General features: G+C 38.3%; 15 protein-coding genes and 6 tRNA genes. 13 read left to right on the forward strand and 8 right to left on the reverse strand.

The window, feature by feature from the left end; all coding sequences use genetic code 11:
* Window positions 1–6 precede the first annotated feature (6 nt).
* From kdsA to hemA, 7 genes are all read right to left on the reverse strand, one after another.
* Window positions 7–855 (reverse strand): 3-deoxy-8-phosphooctulonate synthase, encoded by an 849-nt coding sequence (gene kdsA, locus H4J62_RS15000; RefSeq protein ID WP_182171330.1) that lies wholly within the window; start codon window positions 853–855, stop codon window positions 7–9.
* A 36-nt stretch (window positions 856–891) separates the two neighbouring features.
* Window positions 892–2,154: a DUF819 domain-containing protein gene (locus tag H4J62_RS15005; protein WP_070376163.1), complete on the reverse strand. Its 1,263-nt coding sequence runs from the start codon at window positions 2,152–2,154 to the stop codon at window positions 892–894.
* 71 nt (window positions 2,155–2,225) lie between these two features.
* Window positions 2,226–3,026, reverse strand: a complete 801-nt coding sequence (locus H4J62_RS15010) for a SirB1 family protein (RefSeq protein ID WP_070376162.1) — start codon at window positions 3,024–3,026, stop codon at window positions 2,226–2,228.
* A 59-nt stretch (window positions 3,027–3,085) separates the two neighbouring features.
* Complete coding sequence (locus H4J62_RS15015; RefSeq protein ID WP_182215468.1) at window positions 3,086–3,448, reverse strand: SirB2 family protein; 363 nt, start codon at window positions 3,446–3,448, stop codon at window positions 3,086–3,088.
* Window positions 3,449–3,469: 21 nt separating this feature from the next.
* A complete protein-coding gene (prmC, locus tag H4J62_RS15020) occupies window positions 3,470–4,357 on the reverse strand; it encodes a peptide chain release factor N(5)-glutamine methyltransferase (RefSeq protein ID WP_220470078.1) in 888 nt (295 codons plus the stop codon).
* 8 nt (window positions 4,358–4,365) lie between these two features.
* Window positions 4,366–5,454, reverse strand: a complete 1,089-nt coding sequence (gene prfA, locus H4J62_RS15025; RefSeq protein ID WP_070376160.1) for a peptide chain release factor 1 — start codon at window positions 5,452–5,454, stop codon at window positions 4,366–4,368.
* 163 nt (window positions 5,455–5,617) lie between these two features.
* Entirely contained in the window at window positions 5,618–6,877 is a 1,260-nt protein-coding gene (gene hemA / locus H4J62_RS15030; RefSeq protein ID WP_070376159.1) for a glutamyl-tRNA reductase, read from the reverse strand.
* Between the two features lie 232 nt (window positions 6,878–7,109).
* On the opposite strand from hemA, the gene lolB reads away from it, so the two are divergent.
* The 3 genes from lolB (at window position 7,110) to H4J62_RS15045 (ending at window position 9,738) form a co-directional block, all read left to right on the forward strand.
* Window positions 7,110–7,745: a lipoprotein insertase outer membrane protein LolB gene (lolB, locus tag H4J62_RS15035; RefSeq protein ID WP_182215470.1), complete on the forward strand. Its 636-nt coding sequence runs from the start codon at window positions 7,110–7,112 to the stop codon at window positions 7,743–7,745.
* Window positions 7,738–8,661, forward strand: a complete 924-nt coding sequence (gene ispE / locus H4J62_RS15040) for a 4-(cytidine 5'-diphospho)-2-C-methyl-D-erythritol kinase (RefSeq protein WP_182215472.1) — start codon at window positions 7,738–7,740, stop codon at window positions 8,659–8,661. The genes lolB and ispE overlap by 8 nt, the downstream gene beginning before the upstream one ends.
* A gap of 129 nt (window positions 8,662–8,790) precedes the next feature.
* Window positions 8,791–9,738, forward strand: a complete 948-nt coding sequence (locus tag H4J62_RS15045; RefSeq protein WP_070376156.1) for a ribose-phosphate pyrophosphokinase — start codon at window positions 8,791–8,793, stop codon at window positions 9,736–9,738.
* Between the two features lie 120 nt (window positions 9,739–9,858).
* On the opposite strand, the gene H4J62_RS15050 is transcribed toward H4J62_RS15045, so the two are convergent.
* The gene (locus tag H4J62_RS15050; protein ID WP_182215473.1) at window positions 9,859–10,980 is read right to left on the reverse strand and encodes an alanine--glyoxylate aminotransferase family protein; all 1,122 of its coding nucleotides are present in this window, start codon (window positions 10,978–10,980) and stop codon (window positions 9,859–9,861) included.
* A gap of 344 nt (window positions 10,981–11,324) precedes the next feature.
* Between H4J62_RS15050 and H4J62_RS15055 the strand changes: the two genes are divergently transcribed.
* The 10 genes from H4J62_RS15055 to H4J62_RS15100 all read left to right on the forward strand — a co-directional run bounded on the left by H4J62_RS15055 (window position 11,325) and on the right by H4J62_RS15100 (window position 15,387).
* Window positions 11,325–11,945, forward strand: a complete 621-nt coding sequence (locus H4J62_RS15055; RefSeq protein WP_182215475.1) for a 50S ribosomal protein L25/general stress protein Ctc — start codon at window positions 11,325–11,327, stop codon at window positions 11,943–11,945.
* 19 nt (window positions 11,946–11,964) lie between these two features.
* Window positions 11,965–12,549 (forward strand): aminoacyl-tRNA hydrolase, encoded by a 585-nt coding sequence (gene pth / locus H4J62_RS15060; RefSeq protein ID WP_182215476.1) that lies wholly within the window; start codon window positions 11,965–11,967, stop codon window positions 12,547–12,549.
* Between the two features lie 43 nt (window positions 12,550–12,592).
* Entirely contained in the window at window positions 12,593–13,684 is a 1,092-nt protein-coding gene (ychF, locus tag H4J62_RS15065) for a redox-regulated ATPase YchF (RefSeq protein ID WP_070376152.1), read from the forward strand.
* 292 nt (window positions 13,685–13,976) lie between these two features.
* Complete coding sequence (locus tag H4J62_RS15070; RefSeq protein ID WP_182171308.1) at window positions 13,977–14,324, forward strand: DUF3718 domain-containing protein; 348 nt, start codon at window positions 13,977–13,979, stop codon at window positions 14,322–14,324.
* Between the two features lie 216 nt (window positions 14,325–14,540).
* A tRNA-Met gene (locus tag H4J62_RS15075) sits at window positions 14,541–14,617 on the forward strand.
* A 37-nt stretch (window positions 14,618–14,654) separates the two neighbouring features.
* Window positions 14,655–14,739, forward strand: a tRNA-Leu gene (locus H4J62_RS15080).
* A gap of 52 nt (window positions 14,740–14,791) precedes the next feature.
* A tRNA-Gln gene (locus H4J62_RS15085) sits at window positions 14,792–14,866 on the forward strand.
* 102 nt (window positions 14,867–14,968) lie between these two features.
* Window positions 14,969–15,043: transfer RNA gene (locus H4J62_RS15090), tRNA-Gln, on the forward strand.
* 132 nt (window positions 15,044–15,175) lie between these two features.
* Window positions 15,176–15,260: transfer RNA gene (locus tag H4J62_RS15095), tRNA-Leu, on the forward strand.
* A gap of 52 nt (window positions 15,261–15,312) precedes the next feature.
* Window positions 15,313–15,387, forward strand: a tRNA-Gln gene (locus H4J62_RS15100).
* The last annotated feature ends 101 nt before the right edge of the window (window positions 15,388–15,488 follow it).

A 15,488-nucleotide genomic window follows, 5' to 3' on the forward strand; every position in this document is an offset into this window, starting at 1 on the left:
TTGTTACTAATCAGTCAATAATGGCTCAAATGATTTAACTAAATCGTCAATTGATTTCATTTGCTGTAAGTAAGGCTCAAGTTTATCAAGCGGCAACGCACAAGGGCCATCGCATTTAGCGTTATCAGGATCAGGGTGTGATTCTATAAATAAACCTGCTAAACCTAATGCCATACCACTACGCGCTAATTGTGCAGCTTTAGCACGACGACCACCTGCAGAATCAGCTCGGCCACCCGGCTGCTGTAAAGCATGAGTGGCATCGAATATGACTGGCGCATAATCTTTCATTTCATCCATCGCTAGCATATCAACAACAAGATTATTGTAACCATAACAACTACCGCGCTCGCAAAGAATAACTTGCTCATTGCCTGCTTCTGCGAATTTATTAATAATATGACGCATTTCATGTGCTGCTAAGAACTGTGGCTTTTTAACATTAATAATCGCATTGGTTTTTGCCATAGCAACCACTAGGTCTGTTTGGCGCGCTAAAAATGCCGGTAATTGAATAATATCAACCACCTCGGCTACAGGTTGCGCTTGATGTATTTCATGCACGTCGGTAATGATAGGTACGTTGAAGGTCGACTTTATTTCTTCAAATATTCTCAGACCTTCCTCTAAACCTGGTCCTCGGTATGAATGAACAGACGAACGGTTCGCTTTATCAAAAGATGCTTTGAATACGTAAGGAATATTGAGCTTTTGTGTCACTTCTACGTAGTGCTCTGCAATGCTCATCGCTAAATCACGTGACTCTAATACATTCATACCACCAAATAAAACAAACGGTTTATCGTTAGCGATTTCAATATCGTATTTAGTCAATTTAATTGAAGTTATTGTCATAATTTTTCCAAAATAAAGTCTGGAGCTAACAAACGATTAGCTACCAATAATTCTTAATAACTGGCCACATAACCAAGCCATATAAGTACCTAAAGCATAACCTAACACCGCCAGTAGTACACCAACCGGCGCTAAAGAAGGATGAAATGCTGATGCGATAACGGGCGCAGAAGCAGCACCACCGATATTGGCTTTACTGCCAACAGCTAGATAGAAGATCGGTGCTTTAATCATTTTGCCAACAATAAGCAGTAAAGCAACGTGGACTAACATCCAGATAACTCCAATGGCTATGTATTTCGGTGACTCAACAATTTGAGTAACATCCATATGCAAACCTATTGTCGCGACTAATACATATAATAAGCTACTACCAACTTTCGAAGCTCCTACGGCTTCAAGTTTTCTTACTTTAGTAAACGACAATGCCAATCCTATAGTAGTCACTAAGACGATTATCCAGAATAGTTTTGAATGTAAGCTAAATTTTTCTAATTCAGGAAAGTTTGTCTGAAAATAAGGGACTAAAAAGTCAGCGGCAAAATGTGCTAAACCAGCAGCGCCAAAACCTACCGCTATAATCATCATAAAGTCTTTTAGTAACGGCAACTTGATATTTTCACGTTGAGCCGACTCTACTTTATCAATTAATCTATCAATTGCTGAAGTGTCAGCGCCACTCTTCGCATCAATACGCTTATGGTTTGCTGCTAAATAAAGTAATACCGCCATCCACAAGTTGGCTACAACAATATCAACGGTCACCATAATGGTGAATATTTTGCCATCAGCGCCATAAATTTCTTTCATCGCCAACATATTTGCGCCGCCACCAATCCAACTACCTGCAAGCGCAGCCATCCCACGCCAAACAGCTTCAGGACCAGTTACACCAAGTAATTCAGGCCAAATAGCAGAAATAACTAAGAGCGCAATTGGGCCGCCAATAACCACACCAACCGTGCCGGTTAAAAACATAATAATCGCTTTATTGCCAAGACCAACAATTGCTTTTATGTCGATGCTCAAAGTGAGTAAAACCAAACAAGCTGGCAATAAATAATACTTGGCGACTTCGTCTACTTGACTCAATTCTGCACTAACAATGCCAAAAGTGTTTAGCAAAGAGGGTAATAGGTAGCACATAAGTAATGCTGGCACGTATTTATAGAACTTCTTAAATGCGGGGTGTTCACTATTTGAAGTATAAAAAACGAATCCAAGTATTAGTGCGAGTAACCCCATAACCGTGGCGTCATTCGTGATAAAAGGTGTATTGTTGATAATTTGATCTTCCATTGATTAACCTTGTTATTTTTATTTGATTTATTGGTTTTATTTGTAAACTACAGCCTTATTTCTAAGGCTTATTAATGTAATACCGTATCAGCTATAGTGATTTTATCCAATTGCATTTTTAATAATTGCGCAGCAGGATCTTTTGGACATTTGTCGACAAAATATTGGTAATCATCGTAAGCGACTTTAAAACAATCGAGTTGATGTAACAAAAAACCTCGGTCGCGACGCTCAAACGGATCTTCTGGGCGTAACGCTATTAATATATCAACACACTTTAATGCTTGAGCAAACTGCCCTTCGCGGATCAAAGCATTTTTCAATGAGCTAACGTGCTTAACAATTAAGCTTAACCTTGAAATATCTTCAATTTGGTCGCTTTGTGGATCGCCATCAAGTTCATCCATACATAAATCAAGCTCCTGCCAATTTAAAGACTCTCCAGTAATGGGATCAAAAACAATCGCATAAACATCATCACAGACGACGCGAATCATATTTTTCTTTGGTACGTACACCACATCTGCTTCAAAACCACAAAGACGAAATATATGGCAAAGCACTATACTTTTTAGCGCCGGGGCCATTAACTTAAAATCGAGTCCACTTTGTAACTTATGAGCACTAACGGGCCAAAAGTCACGTTGATTATCAATAAAAAGTTGCCCAATGAAAAGTTCGTTGATTAATTGCTCAGCTTTTTCAAGATACTCTTCTGTATCAGAAATTAATTCTGAACATTGTTCAACTATTTGACTAAGGTTTGTTGGCTCAAAGTCACTATCACCAAAAACAACTTCTTCAATAAGTACAAAAGCTTCAATAAGTGATTTATCGTCATCATTGAGCTCGGAAAATAATAATTCATTCATGCTGTAATTTTTAATTGCTGACTCTATTTATAGTTATTGCTTATTTCAGGGTATATTTATTATAAAAATATCGTTTGTTTTGTTGTCGCTATTCGCACCACTAACATAATCCAGCCCATAGCTACTAAATAACCTATCACTTGCATCATTCGGTTACGAGCTAACTTCAACGTGTAATAGCCGGTAAAAATATAAAAAATAATGGCAAGTAACTTTTCGCCTAGCCATAAATATTCTATTGGATTTATCGCTAACTTAACAGCCAGACCAACACCTAATAGTAGTAAAAAAGTGTCAACGATATGAGGGCTGATTTTCAACCATTTTTTATCTAATTGTGCTGAATTCATCAAGGTTAATGCAAACCGGTAGGTGAACAATATAATGCTTATTGCCGCCAGAGTCATATGTAAATGTTTCATGCAAAAACCTTATATTTATCTTCATTCTTCTTTTTGTACATAAATACAGCAAGTAACTCGGTCATTTCCGCCGTAATCTTTAAATGTTTCAATCGACTGATAACCCAATTGCTTTAATATATCGCTAACGCCAGCCGCTTGTTCAAAGCCATGTTCAAAATAGAGTGCACCATTATTGGTTAAATAACCTTGTGCGTCTTTGGCAATACGTTTGATATCTGCAAAACCATTATCCCGAGCAACCAGAGCAGATAGCGGTTCAAACCTGACATCGCCTGCAATTAAATGCTGATCGGCTTCATCGATATAAGGGGGGTTGCTAACGATAATATTAAACTTTTTATCTGCGGCTACATTACAGAACCAATCACTTTGATAAAGCTCTACCTGTGGTAACTGTAGCCGTTGAGCATTTTTTTTAGCTAAACTAATCGCAGCGTCACTAAAATCAATGCCGTGAACTTGCCACTGTTTTTGTTCTGAAGCAAGCGACAGAGCAATAGCTCCGGTACCAGTACCGAGATCCAAGCACGATAAATCACTTGCTAGATGGCGCGCTAAAATATGTTCGACCAGTAACTCTGTATCTGGACGAGGAATTAAGGTTGCTGGTGATACGTAAAAAGGCAGTGACCAGAATTCACGTTCTTGTGTAATATAAGCAATAGGCTCGCCTTGCAAACGGCGCTCAAACAAAGCTAAAAAAGCGTAGAATTCATGCTCTGCTAACTTTTTGTCAGGCCAAGTTAACAAATAACTTGTTTCTTTATTTAAAACAAAGGCAAGTAGGATTTTACAATCGAGTTTTGCGCTATCAGAAAAGGCAGCGAGTAACTGCTGCCCTTGATTAATTATTTCAGCAAAACTCTGCTGGCAATATGTTATTGACGGTTTTAAGGATTCGCTCAAACCAATAACTAGTTTTGCTCAGCAAGAGCCGCAAGTAAATCGGCTTGATTTTCTAACATAATAGGCTCTAGGACCAAATGCAAGTTACCTTCAAGGACTTCGTTCAAACGATATAAAGTCAAGTTAATACGGTGGTCCGTCATACGCCCTTGCGGATAGTTGTAAGTACGAATTCGTTCTGAACGATCACCACTTGCCACTAAATTACGACGTGAAGACTCTTCTTCACTGCGGCGTTTTTCATCTTCTGCTTGTTGTAAGCGAGCTTGTAATACCGACATCGCCTGCGCACGGTTTTTATGCTGAGAGCGTTGTTCTTGACACTCGACAACTACGCCTGTTGGAATATGGGTAATACGAATGGCAGAATCAGTTTTGTTAACGTGCTGTCCACCCGCACCTGATGCGCGAAAAGTGTCAACTTTTAAATCTGCTTTATTAATTTCAATCGCGTCAGCTTCTGGTATCTCAGGCATAACAACAACGGTACAAGCAGAAGTATGCACTCGGCCTTGAGATTCAGTTTCAGGAACACGTTGCACACGATGACCACCAGACTCAAACTTCATTTGTCCGTAGACGCCTTCACCAAGCACTTTGAAAATGACTTCTTTATAGCCACCTTGTTCACTTTCATTGGTGTTCATAACTTCAATACGCCAGCCTTTCTTTTCACAGTAACGGCTATACATGCGGTATAAGTCGCCAGCAAAAATTGCCGCTTCATCACCACCGGCTCCTGCACGTAATTCAACAAAACAGTTATTGTTGTCGTTTGGATCTTTAGGTAATAGTAAAATTTGTAATTGATCGGCTAATTCTTCAATGGTTTTCTTAGCTGATTTAAATTCTTCTTGCGCCATTTCACGCATTTCAGGGTCTTCATCTTTTAGCATTTCTTCAGCTAAAGCAAAGTCTTCTTCTGCGCTTTGGTAGTCATTAAACACACTAGTGACTGCTTCTAATTGAGAAAACTCTTTTGATAAGGCAATAAATTTTTCTTGATCTGAAAGTGTTCCAGGATCAGAAAGCAAGGCTTGAACTTCTTCAAAGCGCTCGACTAATATTTCAAGTTTTTGATAAACAGATTTATTCATTAAGAAATCTTATAATTAGGAAACAGCGGATAAAAATTGGTGATGTGCAGTTTAAAGGGTTAGTTGAGCACTTTCAATCAAAGGTGTAAAAAAGCTGTAAATACCCAGCTAAGCTCAAATGTTCATCAAAATACGGTTTGGGTGTGTTGTAAGGTCGAGACCGTTATTTAATGTTATAAATATCGCGTAAGTATACCAATTTATCTAATTCGCCACCTTGGGCCGCCGATTGAATAGCGCTAGTGGGTGCATGCATAAATTTATTGGTCAACTTAGTGGCTAACTCAGCCAAAATAGCTTCTGGTGACTTATTACCCTGCAGTTGTAACAATGCTTTATCAAGTAACAGATCGCGATGTTCTAAACATTGTTTACGGTAATCTATAACGGTATCTTGGGTATTTAAGCCACGAAGCCATGACATAAACACATCAGATTGAGTAGAAACTATTGCCTCAGCTTGAACCGCTTCTTTGCGACGATTGGCTAAATTTTTCGCGATAATGCCTTGTAAATCATCAACCGTATATAGAAAAACATCTTCTAGATCACCAACCTGTTCTTCGATATCACGAGGAACCGCTAAATCAACCATAAAAATAGGACGATGCTTACGCTTTCCTAATGCGTGTTCAACCATACCTTTACCTATAATGGGTAAAGTACTACCGGTTGAACTAATAACAATATCGGCGTCAGCCATTTTGTCAGGGATTTGCGCCAAGGTAATAACGTCAGCGCCAATAGCACCAGCCATTGCTTCTGCACGGGCAATTGTGCGGTTAGCAACAGTTATTTTACCCACTTTATTCTCGTATAAATGTTTAGCAACCAGTTCAATAGTTTCACCGGCCCCCACCAATAGTACTTTTACATTTTCAAGACTGGCAAAAATATGTTTTGCTAGATTTACCGATGCAAAAGCAACCGAAACCGCACTCGCGCCAATTTCAGTTTCAGTGCGAACTTGTTTAGCAACACCAAAAGTACGTTGAAATAAACGGTCCATGACTAAAGACATAGAACCAGCGGCTTTTGCTTGGCTATAGGCTTGCTTCATTTGACCTAAGATTTGCGGTTCGCCTAAAACTAAAGAGTCTAAGCCACAAGCAACCCGCATCATGTGGTTAACGGCCTGTTGATCAGTATGCCAATATAAACTTGGCGTAATAGTTGAAGCAGGGACATTGTGATGTTTTTCTAACCAGCGGACAACTTTTTCTTGGGTAACCCTTACATCGCCTTCTTGAACTAAATACAGCTCTGTACGATTACAAGTTGATAAAATAGCCGCTTCACGACATTCTACGTTTCCAAGTAATTCAGTTAATGCCACACTTAAATTGTCGGGATTAAAAGAGATTTTTTCTCTCACGGCAACAGGGGCAGTTTTGTGATTGATTCCAACAGCAACTATAGACATAACGGAACGATTCAGCCTTTTTAAGACGATTAATATAAGAAATAAAAATTATCGATAGCAATTTTTTTTCCATTAATCTTTTTATTAACGATATTATTAATCAAGTTTTATAAAAAACCTATGATCTATGATAAATAATGATGTTAATTTTACGAAAAATCGCAGAAAATTAAAAGCATCAAATACGCGATAACGCAATATTATGGCGATTAACTCAATAATAATGGTTTATATGAATAAAATTACCTTATCGCTGCCACTCTTTTTCAGTTTTTTACTGATATTTCTATCTGGTTGTAGTTCTTTAACGAATAACCATCAGCAAATTACTGAGCATCAAAACATTACCGAGCGCACTAAAAAGCTCACAGCAATGTTGAATTGGAAAATAAAAGGGAAAATGGGCATAATCAGCCCTAAAGAGCGTCATAGCTTAACATTAAATTGGCATTACCAAGGAGATAAAAATCGCCAGATGCTAAATTTAACCACAGTGTTAGGTATTCAAGTTTTTACTTTAGAGTCGGTCAATAATATGCATGTTATTAATGTCGATGGTGAGCGCTACCAAAGCCCTGATTTAAACACCCTGCTTGCTTCGCTAACAGGTTTTACATTACCGACACACGCGATGACTTTCTGGTTAAAAGGCTTACCTTATTTAGCTAATGATAAAATAACCTATAACGAAACAACACAATTACCCCAAACATTGACCAGCGACTCTGGTGAAAAAAAATGGTCTATTAAGTATAGTGGCTATCAACAAGTAGACCAATATCAATTAGCAACGAAGTTCACCATAAAACAAGATAACATCACCATTAAAATTAATGTTCATCAATGGGGCGTGACAAGTAATGACTAAGACTAACCAGCAATTCTATAGTTTTCCTGCACCGGCAAAGCTTAATTTATTCCTCCATATTATTGGTCAACGCAACGACGGCTATCATCAGTTAGAAACTATTTTTCAATTTTTAGATCACAGCGACACCATAGAAATAAGAAAGACTCAGGGTAATAGTATTGAATTACTCACGCCGATTGATGGTGTATTACATGAAGATAACTTAATTGTAAAAGCAGCTCGGTTATTACAAAACCACCTATTAAAAAATCCGACTACTTTTAATAACGTATATTTAGGTGCACAAATAAAAATAACAAAAATTCTCCCTATGGGGGGTGGATTAGGTGGCGGGTCATCCAACGCCGCTACTATTTTATTGGCATTAAATACTTTGTGGCAGGCCAAATTGTCTACCACCGAGCTAGCAAAACTTGGCCTATCGCTAGGTGCTGACGTACCGATTTTTATTCATGGTTTTTCTGCTTTTGCTGAAGGTGTTGGTGAAGAACTCACTGCTGTTTATCCTCAAGAAAGCTGGTTTTTAGTCAGTAAACCTGATGTCAGTATTTCTACTGCCAGTATTTTTACTGATGCTGACTTAACTCGCAATACGGCAAAAGTTAATTTAAATGATGATATTAGTAAGTTAGACATAGACTTATGCCACAATGACTGCCAGACGTTAGTAATAAAAAAGTATCCCGAGGTTGCCAAGTTACTGGCTTGGTTGGTAGAATACGCCCCGTCTCGAATGACTGGTACCGGAGCGTGTATTTTTTCTCGTTTTGATACTGAGCAAGAGGCTTGTCGCATCCAGTCATTACTTCCTAATGGAATAATTTCTTTTGTGTCAAAAGGTGTCAATACATCTCCATTACGCAATGCCATTAACAACTTAGTAACATTGCAAGTAGAAAATGCAGACTATTAATACCATTGAGAATTTATTTTCATAAAAATGCCAAGAACCACTGGAAAAAATTTAATAATTTGCTGATAGTAAACTCAAGGTTTACTAATAGCGTAACTTAAAATGTCAATAGTTTCCGAGGAACTGACCGTGCCTGACATGAAAATATTTACGGGTAATGCCACCCCTGAACTGGCCAAGAAAGTAGCTGATCGCTTGTATATGACTTTAGGCGATGCCAAAGTCGGTAGTTTTAGCGACGGTGAAATCAGTGTTGAAATTAACGAAAACGTGCGCGGTGCGGATGTTTTTATTATTCAATCAACTTGTGCGCCAACGAATAATAACCTAATGGAATTAATTGTGATGATTGACGCATTACGACGAGCATCTGCTGGTCGTATTACTGCAGTTATTCCATATTTTGGTTATGCTCGCCAAGATAGACGTGTACGTAGTGCTCGTGTACCAATTACTGCGAAAGTTGTCGCTGACTTTTTATCAAGTGTTGGCGTTGACCGAGTATTAACGGTTGACCTACACGCTGAGCAAATTCAGGGTTTCTTCGATGTACCGGTAGATAACGTATTTGGCACACCTATTTTACTTGAAGATATGCTTTCTCGTGATCTAGATAACCCGATTGTAGTTTCTCCTGATATTGGTGGTGTTGTTCGCGCTCGTGCCGTAGCTAAATTACTCAATGAAGCCGATCTTGCTATCATCGATAAGCGTCGTCCAAAAGCCAATGTTGCACAAGTTATGCACATTATTGGTGATGTTGCTGACCGCGACTGTATCATTGTCGACGACATGATAGATACTGGTGGCACATTAGCAAAAGCGGCTGAAGCATTAAAAGCACATGGCGCTAAACGCGTTATTGCTTATGCTACTCATCCAGTTCTTTCTGGTAATGCTGCGCAAAACCTAAGAGATTCTGTTATTGATGAGTTAGTGGTAACAGATTCAATACCACTTACCGACGAAATTAAAGCGCTTGGTATTGTTCGTCAACTTACTTTAAGCGGTATGTTGTCTGAAGCGATTCGCCGTGTGTGTAACGAAGAATCTATTTCAGCAATGTTTGACAGTTAAGCATTCCTGATAAAAGAACTTCATAAATAATAAAGCCCCGAGTCATATTTTGACTCGGGGCTTTTTTATTTAACACAACACTGGAGCTACGCTCGCTTAATTCTTTTGGTCAGACGTTGACTATTTCTCTAAAACATCCGCTAAAGCCGCTAAACATAAAGTCACATTTTCAGTTCTTGCCGCATAGCCCATTAAACCAATGCGCCATGCTTTACCAGCAAAACCACCTAGGCCAGCGCCAATTTCTAAATTATATTCATTAAGTAAGGTTTGGCGAACAGCTGCATCATCAACGCCTTGAGGAATCAATACCGTATTTAATTGTGGTAAACGGTATTGCTCTTCAACAACAAACGCTATGCCTAGTTTTTCTAATCCCGTTTTTAATTTCAGGTGTTGGTTTTTATGGCGTTGCCACGCATTTTCTAAACCTTCATCTTGTAACATCACTAAAGATTCATGCAAAGCATAGAGAGAATTCACCGGTGCCGTATGATGATAACTACGTTTACCTGTACCGCCCCAATAGCCCATAACCAAAGATAAATCTAAAAACCAACTGGGCACTTTAGACTTTCTACTTGTTAATTTTTCAACGGCTTTAGTACTAAAGCTAATCGGTGATATGCCGGGCACACACGATAAACATTTTTGACTACCCGAATAAATAGCATCGATTCCCCAATCATCAACCTTTAGTTCAACACCACCTAATGAGGTCACGGCATCGACGATAGAAAGCGCTGAATTTTCTTGAGCTATGGCACATAAGGCTTTTGCATCAGACAATACACCAGTAGATGTTTCAGCATGAACAAAGGCTAAAAACTTAACATCACTATTGTCTTTAAAAGCTTGTTTTACTTTATTGACATCGACAGGCGTTCCCCACTCATCGTTTATAACGATGGCTTGAGCTCCTATGCGTTGAACATTTTCCACCATACGCGAACCAAAAACACCATTTACACAAACAATCACTTTTTCGCCTGGTTCAACTAAGTTAACAAAACAAGTTTCCATACCTGCCGAGCCTGGCGCTGAAACCGCCATCGTTAATTCATTCTTGGTTTGAAATGCGTATTGTAGTAATGATTTAATTTCGTCCATCATCTGCACAAACTCTGGATCTAAATGACCAATGGTCGGACGACCTAAAGCAGATAAAACACGGGGTGAAACATCACTAGGACCGGGGCCCATTAAAGTGCGAGGAGTTGGATAGAAAGATGTAATTGTCATAGTTAATTCTCTTATCGACATTAGGCATTAGAAGTTATGAGGCACATATACCCGCTCAATTTCAGGACGCAGGTTGCTAGAGTGTATTTTGAATGGTAACGGGTCTAACACCTAAATTTCAATAAAAAATTATCTATAACGGTCATTTAGCCCAATGATACCCATAATAAGGAGCCATCATTAATAGTTTATTAATCATATTAACGTTGGATATGTTTAAGTTGAGGTGTTATTATGCCGCGCCTTTTATGATGATTGAATTATTTTTATTGTTGTAAAGGTTCATTGTTGTTTTTGGTCGCAAAAAACAACTCAACTAACTCTTTAATATTAGGTATTAAAAAATGACTGATTTATTTACTTTAGAAGCTGAAGTTCGTACTGACCTAGGGAAAGGTGCGAGCCGCCGCCTACGTCACGCAAACAAAGTTCCTGCAATTTTATACGGTGAAGGCCAAGAGCCGATTTCTTTAACGTTAGAGCACAAAAATGTTTACCGTGCACAACAAGAAGAAGCATTCTACTCTCACGTTTTAACTGTAAACATCGACGGTAAGCCAGTTGAGTGTCTTTTAAAAGACATGCAACGTCATCCGTTCAAGCAACTTGTAATGCATTTAGATTTTTTACGCATTGATGCATCTCATGCAGTTCACGTTAACGCTCCTATTCACTTCCTTAACGAAGAAGAAGCAGAGAAAAAAGGTGGCAACATTACTCACCAGATTAACGAAATTGCGATTAGCTGTTTACCTGCTGACATTCCAGAATTCATCGAAGTTGATGTTGCTGATTTAGAAGTTGGTCAAACATTGCATTTATCAGACGTTACTTTGCCTAAAGGCGTAACATCTGACGAATTAGCAAAAGGCGAAGATCATGATCAAGCTGTTGTTTCATTAAATGCACCGAAAGGCGTAACTGAAGAAACTGATGAAGCTGAAGAAACTGAAGCTACTGAATAATCATTAAGTATAAGCTTAAATGACTATTCAACTAGTTGTGGGCCTGGGTAATCCAGGCCCCGAATATACAAAAACTCGTCATAATGCCGGAGTTTGGTTCGTCGAAGAACTTGCTTCTCGCTACAACATCTCCCTCAGACCAGAAAAAAAATATTTCGGACTTTACGGCAAAGGCCTAATAGGTAACGAAGTTGTTCATTTGCTTGTTCCAACAACGTTTATGAATAGAAGTGGTCAGTCTGTAGCGCCTCTTGCAAATTTTTTCCGTATTCCCGTCGATAATATCCTTGTTGCTCATGATGAGTTAGACATGGAACCGGGCGTCTGTAAAATTAAAAAGGGTGGCGGGCACGGTGGACATAACGGCTTACGCGATATTATTTCGTGTCTGGCTAATAACAAAGAATTTTATCGGTTACGCATTGGTATAGGCCACCCAGGTCATAGAGATCGCGTTACCGGACATGTACTTGGCAAAGCACCAGCTATTGACCAAGACAAAATAGATCAAGCGATTGATGAAGCAAGCCGATGTATCGACATCTGGCAAACAGACGATTTAAAGAAAGCTCAAAATCGTTTGCATTCATTCAAGCCGCTATAACTAAACTTTTAAAACAATTTTGCAAAACAATTAAGGTATTATCATGGGATTCAAATGCGGTATTGTTGGCTTGCCCAACGTAGGTAAATCAACACTTTTCAATGCATTAACAAAAGCAGGTATTGAAGCAGCTAATTTTCCATTTTGTACTATTGAGCCGAATACGGGTGTAGTACCCGTGCCCGACCCTCGTTTAGATGCATTAGCCAAAATTGTAAACCCTGAACGCGTTCTAGCAACTACTATGGAATTTGTTGATATTGCTGGTTTAGTGGCTGGCGCTTCAAAAGGTGAAGGTTTAGGAAATAAATTTCTTGCTAACATTCGTGAAACCGATGCAATTGGTCACGTTGTGCGTTGTTTTGATAATGACAACATTATTCATGTTGCCAATAAGGTTAGCCCTAGTGATGACATAGAAGTGATCAATACTGAGCTGGCTTTGTCTGATATGGACACAGCGGAACGAGCAATTTTCCGCTTAGCGAAGAAAGCCAAAGGTGGCGATGCAGACGCTAAATTTGAAATGCCGGTATTAGAAAAGATATTAAAGCATGTTGAAGAAGGACATATGATACGTTCTTTAACATTGTCTAAAGAAGAAAAAGCAGCGGTAGACTACTTAAACTTTTTAACACTAAAGCCGACCATGTATATCGCGAATGTGAATGATGATGGTTTTGAAAATAATCCTTACCTAGATCAAGTTCAAGCAATTGCTGATGCCGAAGGTGCTATCGTTGTTGCTGTTTGTGCTGAAATTGAAAGTGAATTGTCTGAAATGGATGATGAAGACCGTGTTGAATTTATGGCTGACCTTGGACTAGAAGAACCTGGGCTTAATCGTGTTATTAATGCTGGTTATTCTTTGCTTCACTTGCAAACCTATTTTACGGCAGGTGTAAAAGAAGTACGTGCATGGACAGTAAAGCAAAATGCTACTGCTCCACAAGCTGCGGGTGTTATTCATACCGACTTTGAAAAAGGCTTTATTCGCGCAGAAGTTATTGCCTATGATCACTTTATCGAATTTAATGGCGAGTCAGGGGCTAAAGAGGCCGGTAAATGGCGTTTAGAAGGTAAAGAGTACCGTGTTAAAGATGGTGATGTGGTTCACTTCAGATTTAACGTGTAATGTTTACGCTTTAACGCGAAAAAATTAAATAGTAAAAGGAGCTTCGGCTCCTTTTTTGTCTTTAAAAATAAGTTATTACTCGTCATTCAAGTTTAAAAAAATGACTGCAAAAGAAAAAGATATAAATAATAAACAATGAAAACAATAGACTACTTAATTTAAAAAATTTAAAAATATCTTGTTTTATTTCTAAAATATACCACAATTATCATAATACCAATCTGATATAAGTTGAAATTATCAACGTCAGACCAACAACCTATTACTTTAATAAACAATAAAAAGGCAGACCATGAAAAAAACACTCCTACTTGCTAGCTTAATTGCCGCTTCAGTAACTTTTGCCCCTGTGACTAAAGCCGATAATATATCTCTTCGTATTTGTGAATACGTTGCGGCAAATGATAAGAACCGCTTACGTTCATTTATGAAACAAAATAAATTAAAAATTCGTACACTTTTTGGTAGTATCGAATGTAACGGCCAAAATTTGTTAGTTTTTGCTGCATCTAATAGCGCTTTAGAAACAGGTGAATTTATTATTGGTAAAGTTCCTTCAAAAGAAGTTGCTAAACATATCGCCGATATTGGTAAATACTCAAAACATTTAGAAGAAGAAGCAAAAGAACGCGTAAAATAATCATAAGTTGATATCTACGGTTCTTTAAAATAAAGCAAGAACTTAGCGTTCTTGTTTTTATTTTAAAGAGATTGCGCTTTCCTAGAATATTAAACGCCCAATTTGTAGACTAAACAAGCAAACAGAAAGAAATTAGCATTTATTATAAAAAAACGGTTGACGTAGCCTAAGCAGATTTGCATAATACGCGCCACTTGCTGAGAGGCAATACGGAAAGGCTACATAGCTCAGCTGGTTAGAGCACATCACTCATAATGATGGGGTCCCAGGTTCAAATCCCGGTGTAGCCACCATTTAACTCTTAGTAGTGAAAGAAGTATTAGAAGAAATGCGGGTTTGGCGGAATTGGTAGACGCGCTGGATTTAGGTTCCAGTATCGAAAGATGTGAGAGTTCAAGTCTCTTGACCCGTACCATTCTAACTAACATTTATCATCATGATATTTGTTAGAAAGTAAGTAACATTGCAGGGGTATAGCCAAGCGGTAAGGCAGCTGGTTTTGATCCAGTCATTCAGAGGTTCAAATCCTCTTACCCCTGCCACTTTCTTGTTTAACATTCCTTTTTTAAAACTCAATCAGTCTTTATTAAAACTAATATTAAACATTATAAGTGTCATATTTACTTGTTATTTAGAATACCTACAGGGGTATAGCCAAGCGGTAAGGCAGCTGGTTTTGATCCAGTCATTCAGAGGTTCAAATCCTCTTACCCCTGCCACTTTATTGTTTAATATTCCTTTTTTAAAAGGTAATTAGTTTTTATTAAAAAAATAGTAAACATTACTGAGTGACATAATAATTATTTGAAATATCTACAAGGCTATTAATGCTTAGTAGTATTAGAAGCAATGCGGGTTTGGCGGAATTGGTAGACGCGCTGGATTTAGGTTCCAGTATCGAAAGATGTGAGAGTTCAAGTCTCTTGACCCGTACCATTCTAACTAACAGTTATCATCATGATAGTTGTTAGAAAATAAGTAACATTACAGGGGTATAGCCAAGCGGTAAGGCAGCTGGTTTTGATCCAGTCATTCAGAGGTTCAAATCCTCTTACCCCTGCCATTCTTTTTGAATCTTACCTTAAACACCCAATAAATATTATCTTAAGACTTAATCTCTTACTGCATTGAAAGATTTCTTTTAAGATCCATTATCACTTCAAC

It is taken from the genome of Colwellia sp. BRX8-5, assembly GCF_014077325.1.
GTDB lineage: Bacteria > Pseudomonadota > Gammaproteobacteria > Enterobacterales > Alteromonadaceae > Colwellia_A.

Excerpts from the sequence above, each read along its gene's own strand:
- H4J62_RS15070 (WP_182171308.1), top strand. The coding sequence starts at position 13,977 with ATGAAAAAAACACTCCTACTTGCTAGCTTAATTGCCGCTTCAGTAACT.
- pth (WP_182215476.1), top strand. The coding sequence starts at position 11,965 with ATGACTATTCAACTAGTTGTGGGCCTGGGTAATCCAGGCCCCGAATAT.
- hemA (WP_070376159.1), bottom strand. The coding sequence starts at position 6,877 with ATGTCTATAGTTGCTGTTGGAATCAATCACAAAACTGCCCCTGTTGCC.
- kdsA (WP_182171330.1), bottom strand. The coding sequence starts at position 855 with ATGACAATAACTTCAATTAAATTGACTAAATACGATATTGAAATCGCT.
- H4J62_RS15055 (WP_182215475.1), top strand. The coding sequence starts at position 11,325 with ATGACTGATTTATTTACTTTAGAAGCTGAAGTTCGTACTGACCTAGGG.
- prfA (WP_070376160.1), bottom strand. The coding sequence starts at position 5,454 with ATGAATAAATCTGTTTATCAAAAACTTGAAATATTAGTCGAGCGCTTT.
- H4J62_RS15010 (WP_070376162.1), bottom strand. The coding sequence starts at position 3,026 with ATGAATGAATTATTATTTTCCGAGCTCAATGATGACGATAAATCACTT.
- H4J62_RS15015 (WP_182215468.1), bottom strand. The coding sequence starts at position 3,448 with ATGAAACATTTACATATGACTCTGGCGGCAATAAGCATTATATTGTTC.
- ychF (WP_070376152.1), top strand. The coding sequence starts at position 12,593 with ATGGGATTCAAATGCGGTATTGTTGGCTTGCCCAACGTAGGTAAATCA.
- lolB (WP_182215470.1), top strand. The coding sequence starts at position 7,110 with ATGAATAAAATTACCTTATCGCTGCCACTCTTTTTCAGTTTTTTACTG.
- H4J62_RS15005 (WP_070376163.1), bottom strand. The coding sequence starts at position 2,154 with ATGGAAGATCAAATTATCAACAATACACCTTTTATCACGAATGACGCC.
- ispE (WP_182215472.1), top strand. The coding sequence starts at position 7,738 with ATGACTAAGACTAACCAGCAATTCTATAGTTTTCCTGCACCGGCAAAG.
- H4J62_RS15050 (WP_182215473.1), bottom strand. The coding sequence starts at position 10,980 with ATGACAATTACATCTTTCTATCCAACTCCTCGCACTTTAATGGGCCCC.